Raw genomic sequence first — 18,128 nt, 5'->3', positions numbered from 1 at the left:
TTGTCACTGAGATCAGAAGCGGTAGGTACCGGTCAGGCTCAGCTGGCGGGGTGTGCCCGGCATGATCTGGTTGGCACTGGTGGCGCTGACGAAGTACTCGTGATCGGTCAGGTTTTCGGCGCTCAGCTCGGCTTCCCACTGCTGCCAGCGATAACCGGCGCGCGCATCGAAGCGGGCGTAACCGGGCAGTGTGGTGGTGTTGGCGTTGTCGGCAAAGCGATCGCCCACTGCCGTCACGCCGGTTTCACCGAACCAGCCCTGCTCGCCACTCTTGTAGCCGAGATAGAACTGGCCATTCTGACGGGAGACGTTCATCGGGCGCTTGCCCTGCAGATCCGCATCCGCCTTGACCTGCTCCGCATCCTGAATGGCGAAGCCGCCACGCAGATAGATCTCGTCGGTCAGCTCGGCGCGGGCGCTCAGCTCGACTCCCTCGGTACGCTGCAGGCCGGTGAGGATCACCTTGGTGGGATCCAGCGGATCCTTGGTGCGCTTGTTGTACATCTCCAGTCGATAGAGGGAGAGAGTGGTCGCCAGCTTGCCGTTCAGCCAGTCACTCTTCACACCACCTTCGTAGAGGCGGGTGTGCTGGGGTTCCAGCCCGTTGTTCTTGTCACCCGGGGTGATGCCGATCAGCTCGCCGCCCACCGGAGTGAAGGTCTTGCTGTAGGAGGTGTAGAAGGCGTGATCCTCGAGGGGGTTCCACACCAGACCGAGGCGCGGGCTCAGGCTGTTGACCGAGACGCTCTCCTCCTTGTTGAGGTCGTAGCGGCGACTGGTGACGGTGAAGTTGTCACGGCGCAGCCCGCCAACCAGATGCCAGTCACCCAGGCTGAGCTGATCCTGCAGATAGAGGCCATTGCCGCGCACCTTGTGTTTGGCGTCGCTGGAGAGCTTCATGGCGCCATTGTAGGTAGGCAGTGAGCCCGGGTCGTAGAGATTGCCAGACGGGATGGCGGTGGCGTTCTGGTAGAGCTTGGGTGTGCGCTCCTGCCAGTTCTGCTCGAAGCCAACCAGCAGGCGATGTTCCACCGGGCCGGTCTGGAACAGACCCTCGGCCTCGGTGTTGCTGATCAGGTTCTTCGCTTTCAGATCCTGCTGCCAGCGGGAGCGGGTCACCTTATCCCCTTTGACGCTGGTGACATAGGTGTTGTCAAACTGGCTGCCGAGGGTGGAGTAACCGAGCTGCTGGCGCAACTGCCACTGATCGTTGATATCCCAGGAGAGGCGTGAGCGGGTGGATTGCGCCACGTCATCGATGAAGTCGCGGCTGGTATCGCTGTAAACATACTCTCGCGGCACATCGGCCGGACGGCCATTGACCCCGGGAATGCCGCGATCGGGGGTGCGGTCATGTTCGTTGCGCTCGTACTGCACCAGCCAGTTGAGGTTGTCGCTGATCTCCCAGTTGGCGGAGGGGGCCAGCAGGGTGCGCTTGCTCTTCACGCCGTTGCGGAAGCTATCTTTGTCCTCTTGCGCCATGTTGAGGCGCAGTTGCACCTGCTCACTCGCCTCACCATTGAGGTCGGCGGCCAGTCGCTGACTGTCAAAGCTGCCGACCCGGGCGGTGACGCTGGACTCCTGCCCTTTTTGCGGCTTTTTGCTGACCCGGTTGACGATGCCCCCCGTGCTACCGCGGCCGTAGAGCACGGCTGCCGGGCCCTTGAGCACTTCCACCCGCTCGATGTTGCCGAGATCCCGGGTGTACTGCATGTCGTCGCGGAATCCGTCGAGATAGAAGTCGTTGCTGGCGCTGAAGCCGCGGATATTGACCCCGTCGAAGCGGGTATCACCGCTGGCGTTGACCCCGGGAATGCCGCTCAGGGCTTCACTCAGCGTCGGTTGGCCGAAGGCGGTCAGCTCGCTGACCTTGACGCTGTCGATGGTCTGGGGCACCAGCTTGGCTGGCGTATTGGTCCGGGTAGCGGTGGCAACTTCCTGATGCTGGGAGCGTTTGCCAACCACAGTCATGGTTTCATCGGTGGCCTGGGCAGTGAAGCCGGTGCCCAGCAGTGCCAGCGAGACCAGCGTTCTGCGAAAGTGAGGGTGCTGCATATTCAATATTGACTCTTTGGATGTCGACCTGACGGCTCGAACATATTGATTTAATTATAATTAGCCTGACCCGCTAAAGCGGGATGCCAATGATATTGATTTTCATTTGTCTGGCAAGGTGAAAATGGATAGGGGCATTGGAGGAGGGTTGTGCGGTCGGGGGAGCTCGGCTGAAAAGCAGAGCCATTGCAGCAAACCGCGAGAACGAAGCGAGGGAAAAGGGCGTAGCGGAAGAAAAAGGTGCGAAATGTGAAGCGATATCCGGCCCGATGTGTCGGGCCGGATGGAGGGTTCAGTGGGTACGCAGCAGTCGGCGGGCGAGGGGGAGGGCCGCCATCAGGCGATAGGCCAGCAGAGACGCTCCCAGCAGCAGCGGCACCTTGGTGATCTCCCACAGGATGGATGCGCCCTGCGGGCCGAATACGAAGAGCCAGACCACCAGCATCATGTGCAGGCAGTAGATCCCGAGCACTTTGGGGGCCTGGCGCTCAAGCCAGCTGCCCTTGCCCCACTCGGGGTTGGCCAGCAGTAGTCCAAACAGACCGATAGCCCAGGGAAGGGAGCCAAGCAGGAAGTCGTGGCGGGTGAGCGGCACTGCGGCGAAGTGCTGCAGCGCCCAGGCTTCACAGCCATAGAGCGCCACGCCCGCCAGCAGCAGTTGCCAGCCGGTGCGGGCATCGGGCTGCCACTGACGCTGGCGCAGCAGGGCCCCGAGCGCCACAAACAGCAGGGAGAAGAAGGGGCCGTTACGGGTGAGTAGTGGCCACTCGGTGCCCAGCAGCGGCTTGGCATAGGAGCCCCCCAGCAGCGCCAGCAGGTAGAGGCCAAGACCCAGCCAGAGGGCGAGCGCTGGTCTGCCAAGCCGGTAGCAGAGTGCCAGCAGGGTCACCGCCATGATCAGGGCTGGCAGGAACCAGAGGTGGATCATGCCGCCCACCAGCCAGCCATTGAGGGGGTCGCCGAGCTGGAATTGCCACTGCCCGCGCAGGGAGGCCAGATAGCCTTGCTGCACGGCATCCAGCGGATTGAACGGCACCAGCAGGTAGACCAGACTCCATACCAGCCAGAGCAGCAGCAAGGGGTGGCAGTAGCGCCAGGCAACGGTCAGCGGCGCTTCGCGGCTCAGTCTCGGCTGCAGAAAGTAACCGGCACAGAGGAAAAACAGCGGCACGGCAAAGCGGCATAACTGGTTGATGGTGCCGCTCAGCCAGAGCCAGGATCCACTTCCCCACAGGGCGGGATTGAACGGATTGGCGAAGGGGGATACGTGAATGGTCATCACGGCCAGAATGGCCAGTACCCGCCCGCACTCGATACTGGGAATACGCATGGTGGCTCGTCGTTACAGGGGTTGTGATGGCACGCTAAAATTCTTGCCGAAAACTTACAACCAATTGATTCTATTAGTGTGAATCACGCTGTTGAGTAGTTACGTTTTGTAACGGGATGGCGGAAGGTGTTACCTGTAGCGGGAACTGGATCCCATTTTTTGGGCGCGCTCATGCAGATAAAAAAAGCGAGGCAGGTGCCTCGCTTGGTTGGGGATCTCGAGCTTACTGGTGAGTCAGCATGCTGCTCTGGTTGGCTGCAAGGGTGGTTCTGCCCGCGCTCTCCAGCCAGGTTTTGATCCGCTTGGCGTCGGCGACCCGATCGTTGGTGGTTTCGGCATTGAGCAGCACCATGATCACCGGCTCACGATTGACCTTGGTACCCAGCACCAGACAGCGGCCCGCTTCGCGGATATAGCCGGTCTTGGAGAGGGTGAACTCCCATTGCCCTTCGCGGATCAGCCGGTTGGAGTTGAGGTAGTGCAGCTGACGCTTGTTGGTACGCACATAGCTCTGCTCGTCGGTGGAGTACTGGCGGATCAGCGGATAGGAGGCCGCTGCGGCGGCGAGCTTGGCGAGATCCTGCGCGGTGGAGACATTGCGCGGGTTGAGCCCTGTGCTGTCAGCGTAGCGGGTATTCCACATCCCCAGCATGCGGGCTTTGGCGTTCATCGCCTCGACAAAGGCACGCTGGCCGCCGGGATAGTGGCGGGCCAGCGCCGAGGCGGCGCGGTTTTCAGAGGACATCAGGGCGATATGGAGCATTTCGGCGCGACTGAGCCTGGAACCTATGGCTAGGCGCGAGCCGGTTCCCTTGATGCGGTCGATGTCGGCATTGGTCACGGTGAGCATTTCGTTGAGGCGCAGGTTGGCATCCAGCACCACCAGCGCCGTCATCAGCTTGGTGAGGGAGGCGATGGGCATTACCCGGTTGCCGTTGCGCTCGGAGATCACCTCGCCGGTTCTGTGGTTGGCCACCACGAAGGCAGCCGAGCTGAGGTTGGGCACATCCCGTCGCTCGAGAAAGCCGCTGCTGCTCTTGCTGCTGGCGGAAAAGGGGTTGGCATGGGCACTGTCCATAGTGGCCGGCAGCATTATTGCGCCAAGCAACAGGGGAAGGAGGGAACGCATCATCATGATCAGCTCTACCGGACGAAATACAGGGATATCTCGCTAAGTTATATGTCGTGAACTGGCGCTTCACAATCATTCTCACCTTGATATTGATAATTTACGGCGTTGAGCGTGCTCTGACGGCGAGGAGTTCGTAAAAGAGGTCTCTATGGAGTCTTTTTTTGCATTGAAACTATGGGCTGGCCGTGATGGCGAGCGGAAGCCGGCGCTAAAAAAAATCGGGACCAGAACGGCCCCGATTGGCATGGAGCATTGCCTACCGTTTAGTGGGCATCTTCCTGCTTGATCTTGAAGCGCATGGCGATCACCACGAACAGCAGTGGGCCAATGATGGTCCAGACGCCGGTGGAGATATCGCCGGAGATAAAGGGGGCGACCACGGTAAAGACGTTGCCGAAGGCGACCAGGATCAGGCTGATGATGGTGGCAAGCAGTACCGAGCCCGCGCTCTTGAAGAAGATCAGGTCCTTGCCCAGCGCCGGGTTGTTGCGATAGCGATACCAGGCGTAGATGAGGAACATGTAGGGCAGGGTCATGCCGACGTTGGTCATGGTGATGATCAGCTCATAGAGGGCGGCGGCCCCTTCCGGGTTGATCAGGGTAAAGATGGACTTGGCGGCAATGAACAGACAGACCACCCAGGCTTGCACCTTGAGGGCTTCAATGCGCACGCCATTCTCGTTCTCGCGCTGGAAACGCTCCGGCCAGAAGTAACTCGGGGTGCCGGTGATGAACTGGCGCAGTGGCGCGTAGGAGAGGGCGATAAAGGCACCCAGATAGCTCAGGAACATGCCCAATCCGGCAAAGCGCATGAGCACCTGTCCAAGCCACTCGCCACCGAGATGGCGCCCCAGCTCCAGCATGATGATGAAGAGGGCGGAGAGAGAGGTGATCCCCTCGGCCGGGAAGTCGCTCCAGCGCATGATTGAGCCGACCGCCAGAAAGCCGATGATGTAGCAGAGTACGATGAAGGCGCCGGAGAGGAAGATGCCGCGCTTGAGGTCACGCTCGGGATCTTCCAGCTCGTCAGCCACTCCGGCCATCGCCTCGACCCCGCCGTAGGCGAAGATGGCGAACACCATAAAGCCGAGGAAGGGGATGATGTCGTTGAAAGCGGCATTGGGAGAGGCAGTCAGCGATGCCTGGGTGAAGGGCTCCTGCAGGGTCATGCCGCTCACCGTGAAGGTGAAGACGCCGCCAACCAGCAGCAACACGTTGAGTGCCACCACGGAGAGACCGCCGATGGCCGCCACTTTGGCGAAGCGGGCGCTACCCAGGGTGATGAGCTTGGTGACGGTGGCAACCAGCGCGATGGCGACCACACCCAGAATAAAGGGGCCAAAGTCGATGCCGGTACCCAGGGTGACCGGGATGACGGTGATGTCGCGGCCAAACAGCATGAAGGAGAGGGGCACCCACATGGAGAGCGCCTTGCCAAACATCCAGATGACGTAGGAGGCGAACCACATGGTCAGACCGATAAAGGCGAATCGGGTCGAGACCGAGTGGCGCATCCAGGTAAAGATACCGCCCGCCTCTTTGCGAAAGCCGGTGCCGAATTCGATCATCATCAAAATGAACGGGATGAAGAAGAACAGACCGCCAATGACGAACATCGGAATGGCGGCATATCCCATTCGGTAAAAACCGATCCCGATATTAGTGACGCCAAATACCGATGTTAATATCATCAATATAAAGGCGCCCAATTTCAGCTTTTTTGCCGACATATTAAAAACTCCCTGATGGTGCTGGATTTAAAATAATCAAAAATTAAACGGACGAAACCGGACCCATTAATAACGCGGTAGCGCCATGCCATCTTGCTGTGGCGGGCGCGATCGGGTCATCTCTGACCGGGCTGGCTTACCCGTCAGGCGGTCAATGAATGTATGGGCGGAGCGGCATGGTCTGTGCCATGCGCGGTATTGGTCAGCGTTGCCGAAAATTAACTGTGAACGATTTTATCATTAATGCTGCTGGGCAGGTAAGTTTCCCGAATGAAGCTGTGGTTGAAATAAACAGACCTGCCAGTTAATTGATACGTTGCGGATGTAAACATTTACGCCCGGGCCGACACTTATTTCCATTATTCGTATTCGGCATATTTGGCGGAGTGAATACGCTATCCTGCCTGATAAATACGCCCCAATGGCGACAGCGCTTATCCTCCCAGCCGGGTCAGCAGCACGCCGCCGGTAATAATGGCCGCCGCCGTCAGCCGCATGCGCCCGAGCGGCTCTTTCAGCAGCCAGACCGAGAGCAGCATGGCAAACAGCACACTGCTTTCGCGCAGAGCCGCGACCACGCCAATGGGGGCTTGGGTCATGGCCCAGATAACAATCCCGTAGGCGAGCAGTGACATGGCACCTCCGGTGGCGCCAACCAGCGCATATTGACGGATCTGGCGCCATGCGTTGCGTTTCTGGTGGACGAGCAGCACCAGCAGCATTGCCAGCCCGGTGCAGGCAAAGAGCCAGAGGGTGTAGCGTACCGGTTCACCCCCTGCGCGGGCGCCGGCTCCATCCGAGAGGGTATAGGTCGCCGTGAACATGGCCGTGATCAGTGCCGCCCGAACCGCTTTGCTGGCAAGGCGCTGCTGCCCACCTCGCCAGGCCATCAGCAAGACCCCCGTGATCAGCACGCAGGCGCCGACGATGCCGCCGTAACCTGGGTAGTCCCCCAGTAGTAGGGCACTTAACACCATGGCGAGCAGCGGGGCACTGCCACGGGCCAGCGGATAGATCTGGCCAAAATCGCCCTGATTGTAGGCATGGCTGAGAAACAGGCAGTAACCGATATGGAGCAGGACTGAGAGGCCGAGCCAGGGCAGCTCGGCAGCAGAGGGAAGCCCCATGGGTAGCAGCGCCACGGCGGCGATAAGCCCTGAGAAGATCGCCACCAGTGACACGCCCACCAGCCGCTCTTCGCCAATTTTGACCAGCGCATTCCAGCTGGCGTGAAGCAGGGCTGCCAGCAGAACGGCAAAAAAGACGGTGGTGCTCATGGGAAAGGGCTCTCGGGAGATGGGGGGCAACAGCATACCCGTCCGGAGCCTGATTGGCCGAGATCTTTATCAAGGCTTCGGCTTTTCGGGGCTCGCCTCCTGCGTGGTGGCGTTACCCAGTTGCCCCAGTACCAGTTTGGGATGGGGATCGGTCTGCAGCGGTATATCTTGCAGCTCGGTTCCCTGCTGGTGGCGATGGATGATCCCGGCGGCCATCTTGCCCAGTGCCTCGTAGCTGCTGATGGTGCCAACGCTGCAGCCGTGCTCGACGAACAGCTCGGCACTGCAGATGGTAGGGATGGCAGCTGCGTTGAGCGCATTCAGCAGGCGGGGGGCGATGGAGAGCAGATAGCTGTCTGCGGCCAGAAAGACGATGTCGTTTTTGGCATCCTGTTGCAGCCGCTTCAGTTCGTTGTCCAGCCGCCGTGGGTCAGGGGCCATTCGCCAGGTGACCATCTGCCACTGGTAGCGTTTCGCTTCATTGAGCAGCATATCGGCCACCAGCAGGGTGTTCTGCTCACGGGGGTTGAAGGGTAGCAGCAGCCGTTTTCCGGTGGCCAGATGCTCGCTGGCATTGGCCAGTTGCAGTGCCATCGGCACCATGTTGCTTACCCCGGCCACCATGCTGTTCTGGGCTTTGTCTTCCGAGAGGATGTCTGCCCCGATCGGGTCGGATACCACATTGAAGATCAGTGGCTTGCGGCTGGCCACCAGACTCTTGGTCATGGTGGTGGCGGTGGTGCCAAAGGTGTAAATGTAGTCGTATTCGGCCAGTTTCGGCAGCATCTGCTGGCGCAGCATGGTTGCCAGCGCCGTACGATCCTGATCGGCGTTATAGGTGGTGATGGTGGCCTGATAGCCAAGGCGGGTCAGCTCTGCCCGAAAGCCCGCTTCGGCTGCGGTTTCACCGCGCCACAGCACCATGGCGATAGAGAGGGCGTGAGCGGGAAGAGCCAGCAGCAACAGCAGGACGAAAGGCAGCCTGAACATGATCATCTCTCCGGCGATACATCTACTGTTGAGCCTAGGCTACTTTATCCGGTCGTGAACGACGCCCAGCAAAAAGCGCGATGGCAAGCCATCGCGCTTTGGGGATCCGCAAAACCTCGATTAGAAGTCGTAGCGGGCAGCCAGCTGGAAGTCATCCTTGACGTTGAGCTTGCCGCTCTCCTTGCTGTCCAGATTGTTGATACGGTATTCGCCAATCACCCGCAGGTTCTTGTTGAATTTGTACTGGGCACCCAGGGTGTAGTAATCCACGTTGTCTTTCTTGATGCCAGCCTTGTCCTGCTCCTGTTTGTTCCACAGTGCCATCAGACCGAAGCCGTTCTCGAAGTTGTAGCCCAGCGCGGCTTCCCAACCGGTGTGATCGGTGCCGGTCGCCAGGAAGTCGCTGCCATCGGCATAGCTCAGGGCGGCGTAGGCGGCCTTGTTGTCGAACTTGGCGGAGATAAGCCACAGCTTGGCATCTTCTTCACCGCTCTTGTCGCGGATACCGACGTTGTAAGCGGTACCCAGAGACAGGTTGAACGGGAAGGTATAGGCCACGGCAGCACCGTAGGCGGCGTCGCTATCCTTGCTGGTGGTCTCTTCGGTGTCACCACCGTCGAACTTGTAGCTGGTGTCGAGCTGGAAGCCATTGAACAGGCCGGAGTATTTCAGCACGGAACCGGCGCGGTTGGTGGCGAAGGTGTCGGTCTTGGCGCCCAGCGCGTCGTTGCCGTAGCCGTCAGAGAGGGAAACATCAGTCCAGTCGGCCAGGAAACCCGGGGCCCCTTTCTGGCGACCGAAGGTCACGGTGCCCCAGTCAGCGCCGACACCGGCAAACGCCAGACGGGTGCGCAGGTTGTCGGAGTTCTCGCTGATGGTCTTCTCGCTGTCATTGATATACATCTGTACTTCGTACTGAGCCAGAGCCTTCAGGCCGCTCTGGATCTGGGTCTCGGCCTTGGCGCCGAAACGGACAAACTGGTTGGCACCCTGCTTGTCGCTGTATTCGCTTTTCGGTTTGCCGCTGGCATCCAGTTCCTTCTTGTCACCAAAGAAGTGGCCAGCGTAGATACGGCCATAGAGATCCAGCATGGAGGTGTCATTTTTGTACACTTCAACGGCTTGAGCCTGGAAGGCTGCGGTGAGAGCCAGTGCCACTACAGTCAGCTTTTTCATCTTAATCCCTTGTGGTGTTGCAAGCTTTTGTTTTGAAAACGGGGTCATGCTAGGCAGCGGGGATGACAGCGGGGTGACAGTTGGATGAAGAGTCGATGGCAATTGGGTTGCAATTGGATGAATTGGCTACATTCTTGCTCGCAGCGGCTACTTTTGTGCGCAAAGGTTTGCCCTTGTGGTAGAATGCCGCCCGTTTTCGAGCTCCATAGGTTGGATATGCGATGAGACGTGAACTGGCAATCGAGTTTTCCCGAGTGACGGAAGCGGCTGCACTGGCTGGCTACAAGTGGCTCGGACGTGGTGACAAGAATATCGCTGATGGGGCGGCCGTAGCGGCCATGCGCCACATTCTCAACCAGATCGAGATCGATGGTGAGATTGTGATCGGCGAAGGTGAAATTGATGAAGCGCCGATGCTCTATATCGGCGAGAAGGTCGGTACCGGACACGGCGACGCGGTGGATATCGCGGTCGATCCCATCGAGGGTACCCGCATGACCGCCATGGGTCAGGCCAACGCGCTGGCCGTGCTGGCGGTGGGCGACAAGGGTTCTTTCCTGAAAGCGCCTGACATGTACATGGAAAAGCTGATCGTCGGGCCCAAGGCCAAAGGCGCCATCGACCTGGATCAGGCTCTCGAGCTGAACCTGAAGTCCGTGGCCAAGGCGCTGGGCAAGCCGCTCTCCCGTCTGACCGTCATTACCCTGGCCAAGCCGCGTCATGACAAGGCAATCAAGGAGATGCAGGGTCTGGGTGTGCGGGTGTTCGCCATTCCTGATGGTGACGTTGCCGCCTCCATCCTCACCTGTCTGCCGGACAGCGAAGTCGACATGCTGTATGGCATCGGCGGCGCACCGGAAGGGGTGATCTCCGCGGCGGTGATCCGCGCGCTGGATGGCGACATGCAGGCCCGTCTGGTGCCGCGTCACCGCGTCAAGGGCGACAGTCCGGAAGTGCGTGCGCTGGGCGAGCAGGAAATTGCCCGCTGCGAAGCGCTGGGCATCGATGTCAACAAGGTGCTCAAGCTGGAAGACATGGCGAAGAATGACAACGTCATCTTCTCCGCTACCGGCATCACCAAGGGTGATCTGCTGGATGGCATCACCAGCGATGGCGTGATGGCGACCACCGAGACTCTGTTGATCCGTGGCAAGTCGCGCACCATTCGTCGTATCAAGTCGATCCATTATCTTGAGCGCAAAGACAGCGTGGTACGCGATATCATCCTGTGATGATGGCTCGCTGAACCGGCTGTGTTGTCTGAAGCCCGATCGCCCGTGCGGTCGGGCTTTTTGTTGTGCGCCAGCTACGTTTGTGCCGCCGCTTCGGCTATGGTGGCTCAGACCGTCCCAAAGGAGTGGAGTCTATGGAGTGTCGTAGCGGCTGCGCTGCCTGTTGCATCGCCCCCAGTATCAGCAGTGCCATTCCCGGTATGCCAGATGGCAAACCGGCTGGCGTCCCCTGTATCCAGCTCGATAGCGCCCTTGGCTGCAAGATCTTCGGTCAACCGGAGCGGCCGGCAGTGTGCGGCGGTTTTCGCCCCATGATGGATGTGTGCGGCAGCCACCGTGCCGAGGCCATCTGGCTGATCGGCGAGCTGGAACGGCTCACCACCTGACGAGGGCAGGGCGAAGAAATAAAAAAAGAGGCCGCATCATGCGGCCTCTCGCGTTTCTGTTCGCCGGGGATCAGACTCCCGCCAGTTCCAGTGCCTGACGATAGTACTCGTTGGCCTTGTTGGTGAGGCGGCGCTTGTCCATCAGCTGGCCGAGGGCGTGGTAGGCGGCGGCGCTCGGCGCCCGCTCCACCTCCTGCTCCAGCAGCTTCTGGGCATCGTCCAGCTGACCTGCCAGCAGATAGAGCTGGGCCAGTGCGGTGTCCACATCCGGTTGCCCCTGCTGTTTTTGCAGCAGCGCCAGCAGCGGCTGGTAGCTGTCGAGTTTCAGCTTGGGCAGGCGAGCCAGCAACTGGGGCATCGGCTGTTTGCGCAGCGCCTCCTGCCACAGGGTGGCGGCTTCGCCGTCGGCGCCCAGCTGGCGCAGCAGATCGCCGTAGCAGGCCAGCAGCTCTGGCTCGAGGCGCAGCTTGCGCGGCAGATCCTGCCACACGGCTTTGAGGGTCTCGAGGCTGCCGGCAGCTTGTCGCAGGCGACCAGACCAGGCCTGTTGCAGCAGCTCTTCTTCCTGTTTCGGGGTCAGCTTGCCCACCTTGTGCAGTGCCGGGATCAGGTCGCACAGGGCGCTCCAGTCCTGACGGGCCAGATGTACCTGACGCAGCTGATCCAGCACCATGGGGTGGCGCGGGTTGAGGGCGTAGACCGACTCCAGCATCGCCAGTGCGGTATCGTACTGGCCCTGCTCGATCTGCAACTGGGTCTGGGTCAGGGTGAGCGCCAGCTCGGCCTTGGGGTTCTCCTCCTGCGCTTTTTGCAGGTATTGATCCCGGCGGGCGTCGTCACCACGGGCCTGTGCCGCCTTGGCGGCGCTCAGGTAGTTGAGCAGCGGGGTGTCGCTGTTGCTGGCTCCCTTGATCATCAGCTTTTCAGCCTGACTGTAGTGGCCTTCGGCCATTGCCAGGGTGGCGGCGACGGTCTGTTGATTGGCCTTGCGGCGGCGGCGCGAGCCGTACCAGCCGAGGGTCTTGCGGCGTAGGCCGAATACCCGTCCCAGCAGCCACTCGACGATCAGCAGGGCACCGTAGAACAGCACGGCCAGGATCACCGCGCTGGTGACGGAGGATTCGATGGTGTAATTGCCAAGGGCAATCAGCACATAGCCCTTGTTGCCGGAGGCTTGCGGGCCAAAGATCAGCCCTGCGACCATCACGGCGACCAGAATGATTATACGGATCATGGTGCCCTCCTCAGCTGCTGGCCAGAATGCGTTGCAGGCGTTCGGTCAGCACCTGCTCCAGCATGGCCTGGGTCTTGAACTGGGCCGGATAGTCGATCTGGATCTGCTCACCCTTGAGCTTGTCGATCTCGCCCTGCATGTAGCGGGTGGCGCTGTTGTCGGTGTCGAAATATTGGGTCAGCCAGCGCTGGGCCTTGTCCAGACTGTCTTCGTAGAGCGCCTGCTGCTCGCGATAGACGGAGAGCTGGGCCTGCAACAGCTTGGTCTTGAGGTTTTCACGCAGGAAGATCTCCTGCTGCGGCGAGAGCAGCGCCTCGACCGCGCCATCGCGGCGACGGATGGTGACGAAGTTCTCGGTGAACTTGACCCAGTTCTTCTTCAGATTGCTCTCCCACTCGTCGGGATTGGTGCTGACCGCCTGATCCGGCTCGGCCTTGGCTTCCGGCATGCTGACGGTGGAGAGGGGCAGCAGCTCGATCTGGTCTGACAGCGCGGCCAGCTTGAGGGTCAGCCCCTCGCGGTCGATGCGCGGCATCCCCTTGAGCTTGGCGATATCCTCGGCCAGCGCCTTGCGGATCGGCATCAGGCTGGGGTCGTTGAGGGCGGCGATCCGCTCGTCGGCATTGCCGAGCAAGGTGATGGCGGAGACGAGGTCATGCTCCAGCCACAGTTTGCGGCCCGCCATCCGTACCAGATACTCGGATTCGGCCAGCATCCAGTCGTTGGGGCGCTTGTCATTCAGATCCAGTACCCGGTTCTGTAGACCCTGCATCTCCCCCTGCAGCCGCTGCTGGGTTTGATCCAGCGCAGCCAGCTGCTCGGCATCCTTGCTGCTGGTCTGGTCGATCTTGCTCAGGGCGCTCGCCAGCTGCTGCTTGAGCTGGGCCAGTTCGGCCTGCTGGGCTACCGCATTCTTGTGACCGTGCAGATAGAGACCGCCGGTCAGGCCAAGGGCCAGCAGGATGGCGACCCCTCCCAGTACTGCACCGGAGCGGCTCTTGCTGCCATTGACCACAGCGGTCGGCTGGGGTTTGACCTGGGATTCTTGTTGTTCTGTCATTCCATCTTCCTCAGTTCCAGTGCGGCCGTCAGGGCCTGGTTGGATGCACCTTGGGCAATCGTGATATGGATAAAGCCCGCGGAGTGGGCCATCTCGGCCACGCGCGGGCTGGGGACCACCAGCAGGCGGTCAAAAAGCCAGGGCCGCTGGTGGTCGGGAACCAGCTCCAGCAGCCGTTGCAGCAGTTCACCACTGGTAATGAGCAGGCTGTCCAGCCCCGCTGCCTGCCAGTAGTGGGTCAATCTGTCCCCGTCTAGCTCGGGGTAGTGGCGCTCATAGGCCGCACAATAGTGCACCAGAGCACCGCGTGAGGCCAGTATGCTGGCGATGAGATCCCGCCCGCCATTACCGCGCAGGATCAGTACCCGTTTGCCTGCTACCTGCTGCAGGGCGGGCAGGGCCAGCAGCCCTTCGCTACGCGGGTCATCCGGGCAACTTGCCGTGATGCCGATGGCGGCAAACGCATCTGCGCTGGCCTGACCCACCGCAAAGTACTCAATATGTGGCCAGGTCTGACCAGTTTGCAACAGAAAATCGTGTGCAAAATGAACGGCATGAATGCTGACGGCGATAACCGCGTCAGCACTGCGCAGCAGGTCGGGCAGGAGAGGGAGTTCGCTGCCCGCCACGGTTTCCAGCAGCGGGCAGCAGAGTGGTGCATGGCCGTGCTGGCGCAGCAACTGCACCAGCTCGGCGGCCTGAATGGCCGGACGCACCACCAGCGGGGTCATGCGCGGTAGACCTCGGCCAGGATCTCGTCGGCTCCGGCGGCCAGCAGGCGCTGGGCCAGCTGCTCGCCGAGGGCCTCACCATCGGCCAGCGGACCGCGGATCTCGTCGCGGATCACCTGGGTGCCATCCGGGCTACCCACCAGACCGCGCAGCCAGATCTGCTCGCCGTCGACCAGTGCGTAGGCACCGATAGGCACCTGACATCCCCCTTGCAGAGCGCGGTTCATGGCGCGCTCGGTCAGCACCCGGGCGCGGGTCTCGGCGTGCTCCAGCGGCGCCAGCAGAGCGTGCAGCTCAGTATCGTCGAGGCGGCATTCGATGCCGACCGCACCCTGGCCGTTGGCAGGCAGGCTCTGCTCCGGCTCGATAAAGGCGGTGATGCGGTGCGCCATCTCCAGTCGTTTCAGACCGGCGGCGGCGAGGATGATGGCGTCGTACTCACCGGCATCCAGCTTGGCGAGGCGAGTGTTGACGTTGCCACGCAGGTCGCGGATCACCAGATCCGGGCGCGCGGCGCGCAGCTGGCACTGGCGGCGCAGGCTGGAGGTGCCGACCACGGCCCCTTGCGGCAGTTCGGCAATGGCCTTGAAACGGTTGGAGACGAAGGCATCACGGGGATCTTCCCGCTCGCAGATGGTGTGCAGGCCGAGCCCCTCGGGGAACTCCACCGGCACATCTTTCATGGAGTGAACGGCGATATCGGCCCGCCCTTCCAGCATGGCGGTCTCCAGCTCCTTGACGAACAACCCCTTGCCACCGACCTTGGCCAGCGGGGTATCGAGGATCTTGTCACCCTGAGTGCTCATGGGCACCAGTTCGACCTGCAACTGCGGGTGCAGGGCTTCGAGCCGGTCTTTGACAAAGTTGGCCTGCCACAGGGCCAGCGGGCTCTTGCGAGTGGCAATTTTCAGGGTTCGGGCTGCCATATCAATCAGTTGTTTCATTTTTAGAAGGAAATCGATATTACCACCCTTTGCCCGGGCTTTCATGGCGGAGCCGGCAAAAGCGGGGCCAAGCTCAAAAATGCATGCTGAAAATGATTTTCATTAAGCAAGGGGTGTTGATTAATTCATTGAATGTATTGGGATTTAATGATTTCCCCTGATACTTGATGTGGTCATACCAGAAATAATCTGACGTTTAGCTGAAGGCTTGTTTACCACCGCTGTTTGCATTGTTAACATGATCACACTTTTTTGACGTATCCCCCCTTTGGTGCGTCATTTTCACTTAGGTGATAGGCAGGGCATTGCAGGAACACATCGATACGCTGGTTGCGCGTTATGACGACATTACCCGTCTCAAGACGCAACGGGCGTTAGGCCTCATGAGTCGCTATGGGCAGCAGGTATTCCAACTGCTGCCTGTCATGCTGCACTTCAATCATCCCCTGCTGCCCGGTTATGTCTCCGGTGATGTCCCTCATGGCATCTGGAGCTTCAGCGCCACCGCCGAGCAGCAAGCCTTTATCGATGACCTCTGTCGCAACGCCAACTGCCAGAGCGGTCTGGCAACCCATGATCGAGCTATTCAGGGGCTCTACTCCATGGGTAGCACCTCCTCCATCGGTCAATGCTGTCACTCCGATCTCGATATCTGGGTCTGCCACGTGGCCGGTTTGTCGCAGGAGCGGCTCGATCTGCTGGAGCTGAAGTGCCAGCAACTCTCCAAGTGGGCCGAACAGCGCGGGGTCGATCTCAACTTCTTCCTGATCCCGGAAGACAAGTTCCGCCAGACCAACGATGCCCAGATGCAGGGGGAGAGCTGCGGCAGTGCCCAGCACCTGCTGTTGCTCGACGAGTTCTACCGCAGTGCCATGCGTATCGCGGGCAAACGCTTGATCTGGTATCTGGTGCCCACCGAATGTGATGATCACTACGATGAGTATGTGAACGAGCTGTTCGAGAGCGGCAAGCTCAAGCAGGACGACTGGCTCGATCTAGGCAGTTTTGACCGTATTCCGGCCGAAGAGTATTTCGGCTCTGCCCTGTGGCAGCTCTACAAGGGGATCGACTCCCCCTACAAGGCGGTACTCAAGTCGGTGCTGATGGAGGCCTACTCCCACGAGTATCCCAATACCCGCCTGCTGTCGATGATTGGTCGCGACTGGTTCCAGCACAATGAGGGGATGCACTACCGGCTCGACAACTACTGTCTGATGCTGGACAAGGTGACCAACTACCTCAAGTCCATCGGCGACATGGCGCGGCTCGATCTGGTGCGCCGTTGCTTCTACCTCAAGGTGTGCGACGGTCTCAGCCATCCCAAGGATGATCACTCCCCCGAGTGGCGCCGCGAGCAGATGAGCCAGCTGGTCTCCTACTGGGGCTGGAGTCAGGAAAAGCTCTATCAACTCGATCATCGCCACGAGTGGAAGATCGAAGAGGTGAAGATCGCCCACGCCGAGCTGCTGGAAGCCCTGATGCAGAGCTACCGCAACCTGATCCAGTTCGCTCGCCGCAACAACATCAGCGAGTCGATCAACCCGGAAGATATCGGCATTCTGTCGCGCAAACTCTACGCCGCGTTCGAGAGCCTGCCGGGCAAGGTGCAGCGCATCAACCTCAAGATCGCGCCTGATCTCAGCGAGCCGGATCTCAGCTTCGTGCAGGTGCCTCACGGTCGCCTCAACCGTGCCGGCTGGTATCTCTACAAACATTCGCTGGAGCCGGTGGACATCATTGGCCGCGCGCCGCTGGAGTTCAACGGCTACATCAGCAAGCTGGTCTCCTGGGCCTACTTCAACGATCTGTTGACGCCCCAGTCGCGGGTGCATCTGTTCAATCAGGGCTCGGATCTGCACATCGACAATCTGCACCAGTTCTGCCGTGATCTCTCCGGCTGCTTCCCCGAGAAGTACCCGCTGGCCACCAACCTGGCCCTCAGCCGGCCGTGCGAGATCCGCCAGCTCTCCATCTTCCTCAATCTGGAGATGGACCCGACCAGCCACTGGGTCGGCCAGGTGATCGAATTTGACGCCAATACCGTGGATGTCTTCTCGTTCGGTCGCAATCAGGAGTGTCTGGTCGGTTCGGTGGATCTGGTCTATCGCAACTCCTGGAGCGAGATCCGCACCCTGCACTTCCAGGGGGATGAAGCCGTGGTCGATGCCCTCACCACCATCCTCGGCAAGATGCATCAGGATGCTGCCGCCCCCGAGATGATCGAGGTGTTCTGCTACAGCCAGCACTTCCGTTCTCTGGTGCGCTCCCGCTTCCAGACTTTGGTGGCGGAGTGTATCGACCTGCGCCTTGCCCGCGACAAGCAACAGCTGGTCAAGACCATGGCCCTTGGCCGCGAGAAGTACGGCATCTTCTTCGAGCGTCGCGGGGTGTCGGTGAAGAAGCTGGAGAACGCCATCGATTTTTACCGTCACATCTCCCACAACAAGCTGGATCACCTGCCGCTGCGGCTCGACAAGACCCACAGCCAGCATCTGCCGAGCATCGTCGATGCCTATGCCAGCGAAGGCTTGGTGCAGTTCTTCTTCGATACCCGGGATGCGGGCACCAACATCTACATCCTCGATGAGGCGAACCGGGTGGAGATCTACCAGCACTTTGCCGGCAACAAGGATGAACTGGTGGCGGGGGTCAACCGATTCTATACCTCCAATCACGAGCGGTTCAGCGATGATGGGCAGTTCATCAACTTCAACCTGCCCCAGTACTACGAGATAGTACAAGTGAATGGCGAGCTGGATGTGATCCCCTATCGCAGTCAGGGCACTCTGCGCGAACAGGTGCCGCCCGCTCGAGAAGTGGGCTGACCCGCCAGTTGGAATCGTCATAAAAA

14 protein-coding genes are annotated in these 18,128 nt (G+C 60.3%); 3 read left to right on the top strand and 11 right to left on the bottom strand.

The features are described 5' to 3' along the window. Positions 1 to 12 precede the first annotated feature (12 nt). From AB5Z09_RS20010 to AB5Z09_RS19980, 7 genes are all read right to left on the bottom strand, one after another. Positions 13 to 2,055, bottom strand: coding sequence for a TonB-dependent receptor (locus AB5Z09_RS20010; protein WP_368196052.1), 2,043 nt, complete (start codon positions 2,053 to 2,055; stop codon positions 13 to 15). Positions 2,056 to 2,347: 292 nt separating this feature from the next. Beyond that, positions 2,348 to 3,385, bottom strand: coding sequence for an acyltransferase (locus AB5Z09_RS20005; protein ID WP_368196051.1), 1,038 nt, complete (start codon positions 3,383 to 3,385; stop codon positions 2,348 to 2,350). A gap of 223 nt (positions 3,386 to 3,608) precedes the next feature. Next, complete coding sequence (pbpG, locus tag AB5Z09_RS20000; protein ID WP_368196050.1) at positions 3,609 to 4,520, bottom strand: D-alanyl-D-alanine endopeptidase; 912 nt, start codon at positions 4,518 to 4,520, stop codon at positions 3,609 to 3,611. Positions 4,521 to 4,780: 260 nt separating this feature from the next. Next, positions 4,781 to 6,247, bottom strand: a complete 1,467-nt coding sequence (yjeM, locus tag AB5Z09_RS19995) for a glutamate/gamma-aminobutyrate family transporter YjeM (RefSeq protein WP_368196049.1) — start codon at positions 6,245 to 6,247, stop codon at positions 4,781 to 4,783. 434 nt (positions 6,248 to 6,681) lie between these two features. Beyond that, positions 6,682 to 7,560, bottom strand: coding sequence for a DMT family transporter (locus AB5Z09_RS19990; RefSeq protein ID WP_322112764.1), 879 nt, complete (start codon positions 7,558 to 7,560; stop codon positions 6,682 to 6,684). Between the two features lie 33 nt (positions 7,561 to 7,593). Then, positions 7,594 to 8,514 (bottom strand): ABC transporter substrate binding protein, encoded by a 921-nt coding sequence (locus tag AB5Z09_RS19985; protein ID WP_323917960.1) that lies wholly within the window; start codon positions 8,512 to 8,514, stop codon positions 7,594 to 7,596. Between the two features lie 120 nt (positions 8,515 to 8,634). Then, positions 8,635 to 9,690, bottom strand: a complete 1,056-nt coding sequence (locus AB5Z09_RS19980) for a porin (RefSeq protein ID WP_021231817.1) — start codon at positions 9,688 to 9,690, stop codon at positions 8,635 to 8,637. A 221-nt stretch (positions 9,691 to 9,911) separates the two neighbouring features. Here AB5Z09_RS19980 and glpX point away from each other — a divergent pair, with 221 nt between their 5' ends. Together glpX and AB5Z09_RS19970 are read left to right on the top strand one after the other, a co-directional pair. Next, entirely contained in the window at positions 9,912 to 10,922 is a 1,011-nt protein-coding gene (gene glpX / locus AB5Z09_RS19975; protein WP_005336386.1) for a class II fructose-bisphosphatase, read from the top strand. Between the two features lie 134 nt (positions 10,923 to 11,056). After that, a complete protein-coding gene (locus tag AB5Z09_RS19970) occupies positions 11,057 to 11,308 on the top strand; it encodes a YkgJ family cysteine cluster protein (protein ID WP_005336384.1) in 252 nt (83 codons plus the stop codon). A 70-nt stretch (positions 11,309 to 11,378) separates the two neighbouring features. Here AB5Z09_RS19970 and AB5Z09_RS19965 read toward each other — a convergent pair whose 3' ends face one another. From AB5Z09_RS19965 to hemC, 4 genes are read right to left on the bottom strand one after another with little or no spacing between them, the layout of a single operon-like run. Further along, a complete protein-coding gene (locus AB5Z09_RS19965) occupies positions 11,379 to 12,542 on the bottom strand; it encodes a heme biosynthesis HemY N-terminal domain-containing protein (protein ID WP_368196048.1) in 1,164 nt (387 codons plus the stop codon). Positions 12,543 to 12,552: 10 nt separating this feature from the next. Further along, positions 12,553 to 13,602, bottom strand: a complete 1,050-nt coding sequence (locus AB5Z09_RS19960; protein ID WP_076495577.1) for a uroporphyrinogen-III C-methyltransferase — start codon at positions 13,600 to 13,602, stop codon at positions 12,553 to 12,555. After that, positions 13,599 to 14,333, bottom strand: a complete 735-nt coding sequence (locus tag AB5Z09_RS19955; protein ID WP_368196047.1) for a uroporphyrinogen-III synthase — start codon at positions 14,331 to 14,333, stop codon at positions 13,599 to 13,601. The genes AB5Z09_RS19960 and AB5Z09_RS19955 overlap by 4 nt, the downstream gene beginning before the upstream one ends. After that, complete coding sequence (hemC, locus tag AB5Z09_RS19950) at positions 14,330 to 15,259, bottom strand: hydroxymethylbilane synthase (protein WP_139123765.1); 930 nt, start codon at positions 15,257 to 15,259, stop codon at positions 14,330 to 14,332. Before hemC ends, AB5Z09_RS19955 begins: the two co-directional genes overlap by 4 nt. Before the next feature lie 323 nt (positions 15,260 to 15,582). Here hemC and AB5Z09_RS19945 point away from each other — a divergent pair, with 323 nt between their 5' ends. Then, entirely contained in the window at positions 15,583 to 18,102 is a 2,520-nt protein-coding gene (locus AB5Z09_RS19945) for a class I adenylate cyclase (RefSeq protein WP_139734549.1), read from the top strand. Positions 18,103 to 18,128 lie beyond the last annotated feature (26 nt).

Source organism: Aeromonas sp. R2-2, from assembly GCF_040908355.1.
GTDB lineage: Bacteria > Pseudomonadota > Gammaproteobacteria > Enterobacterales > Aeromonadaceae > Aeromonas > Aeromonas veronii.
This window is presented reverse-complemented; position numbering and strand designations above follow the sequence as displayed.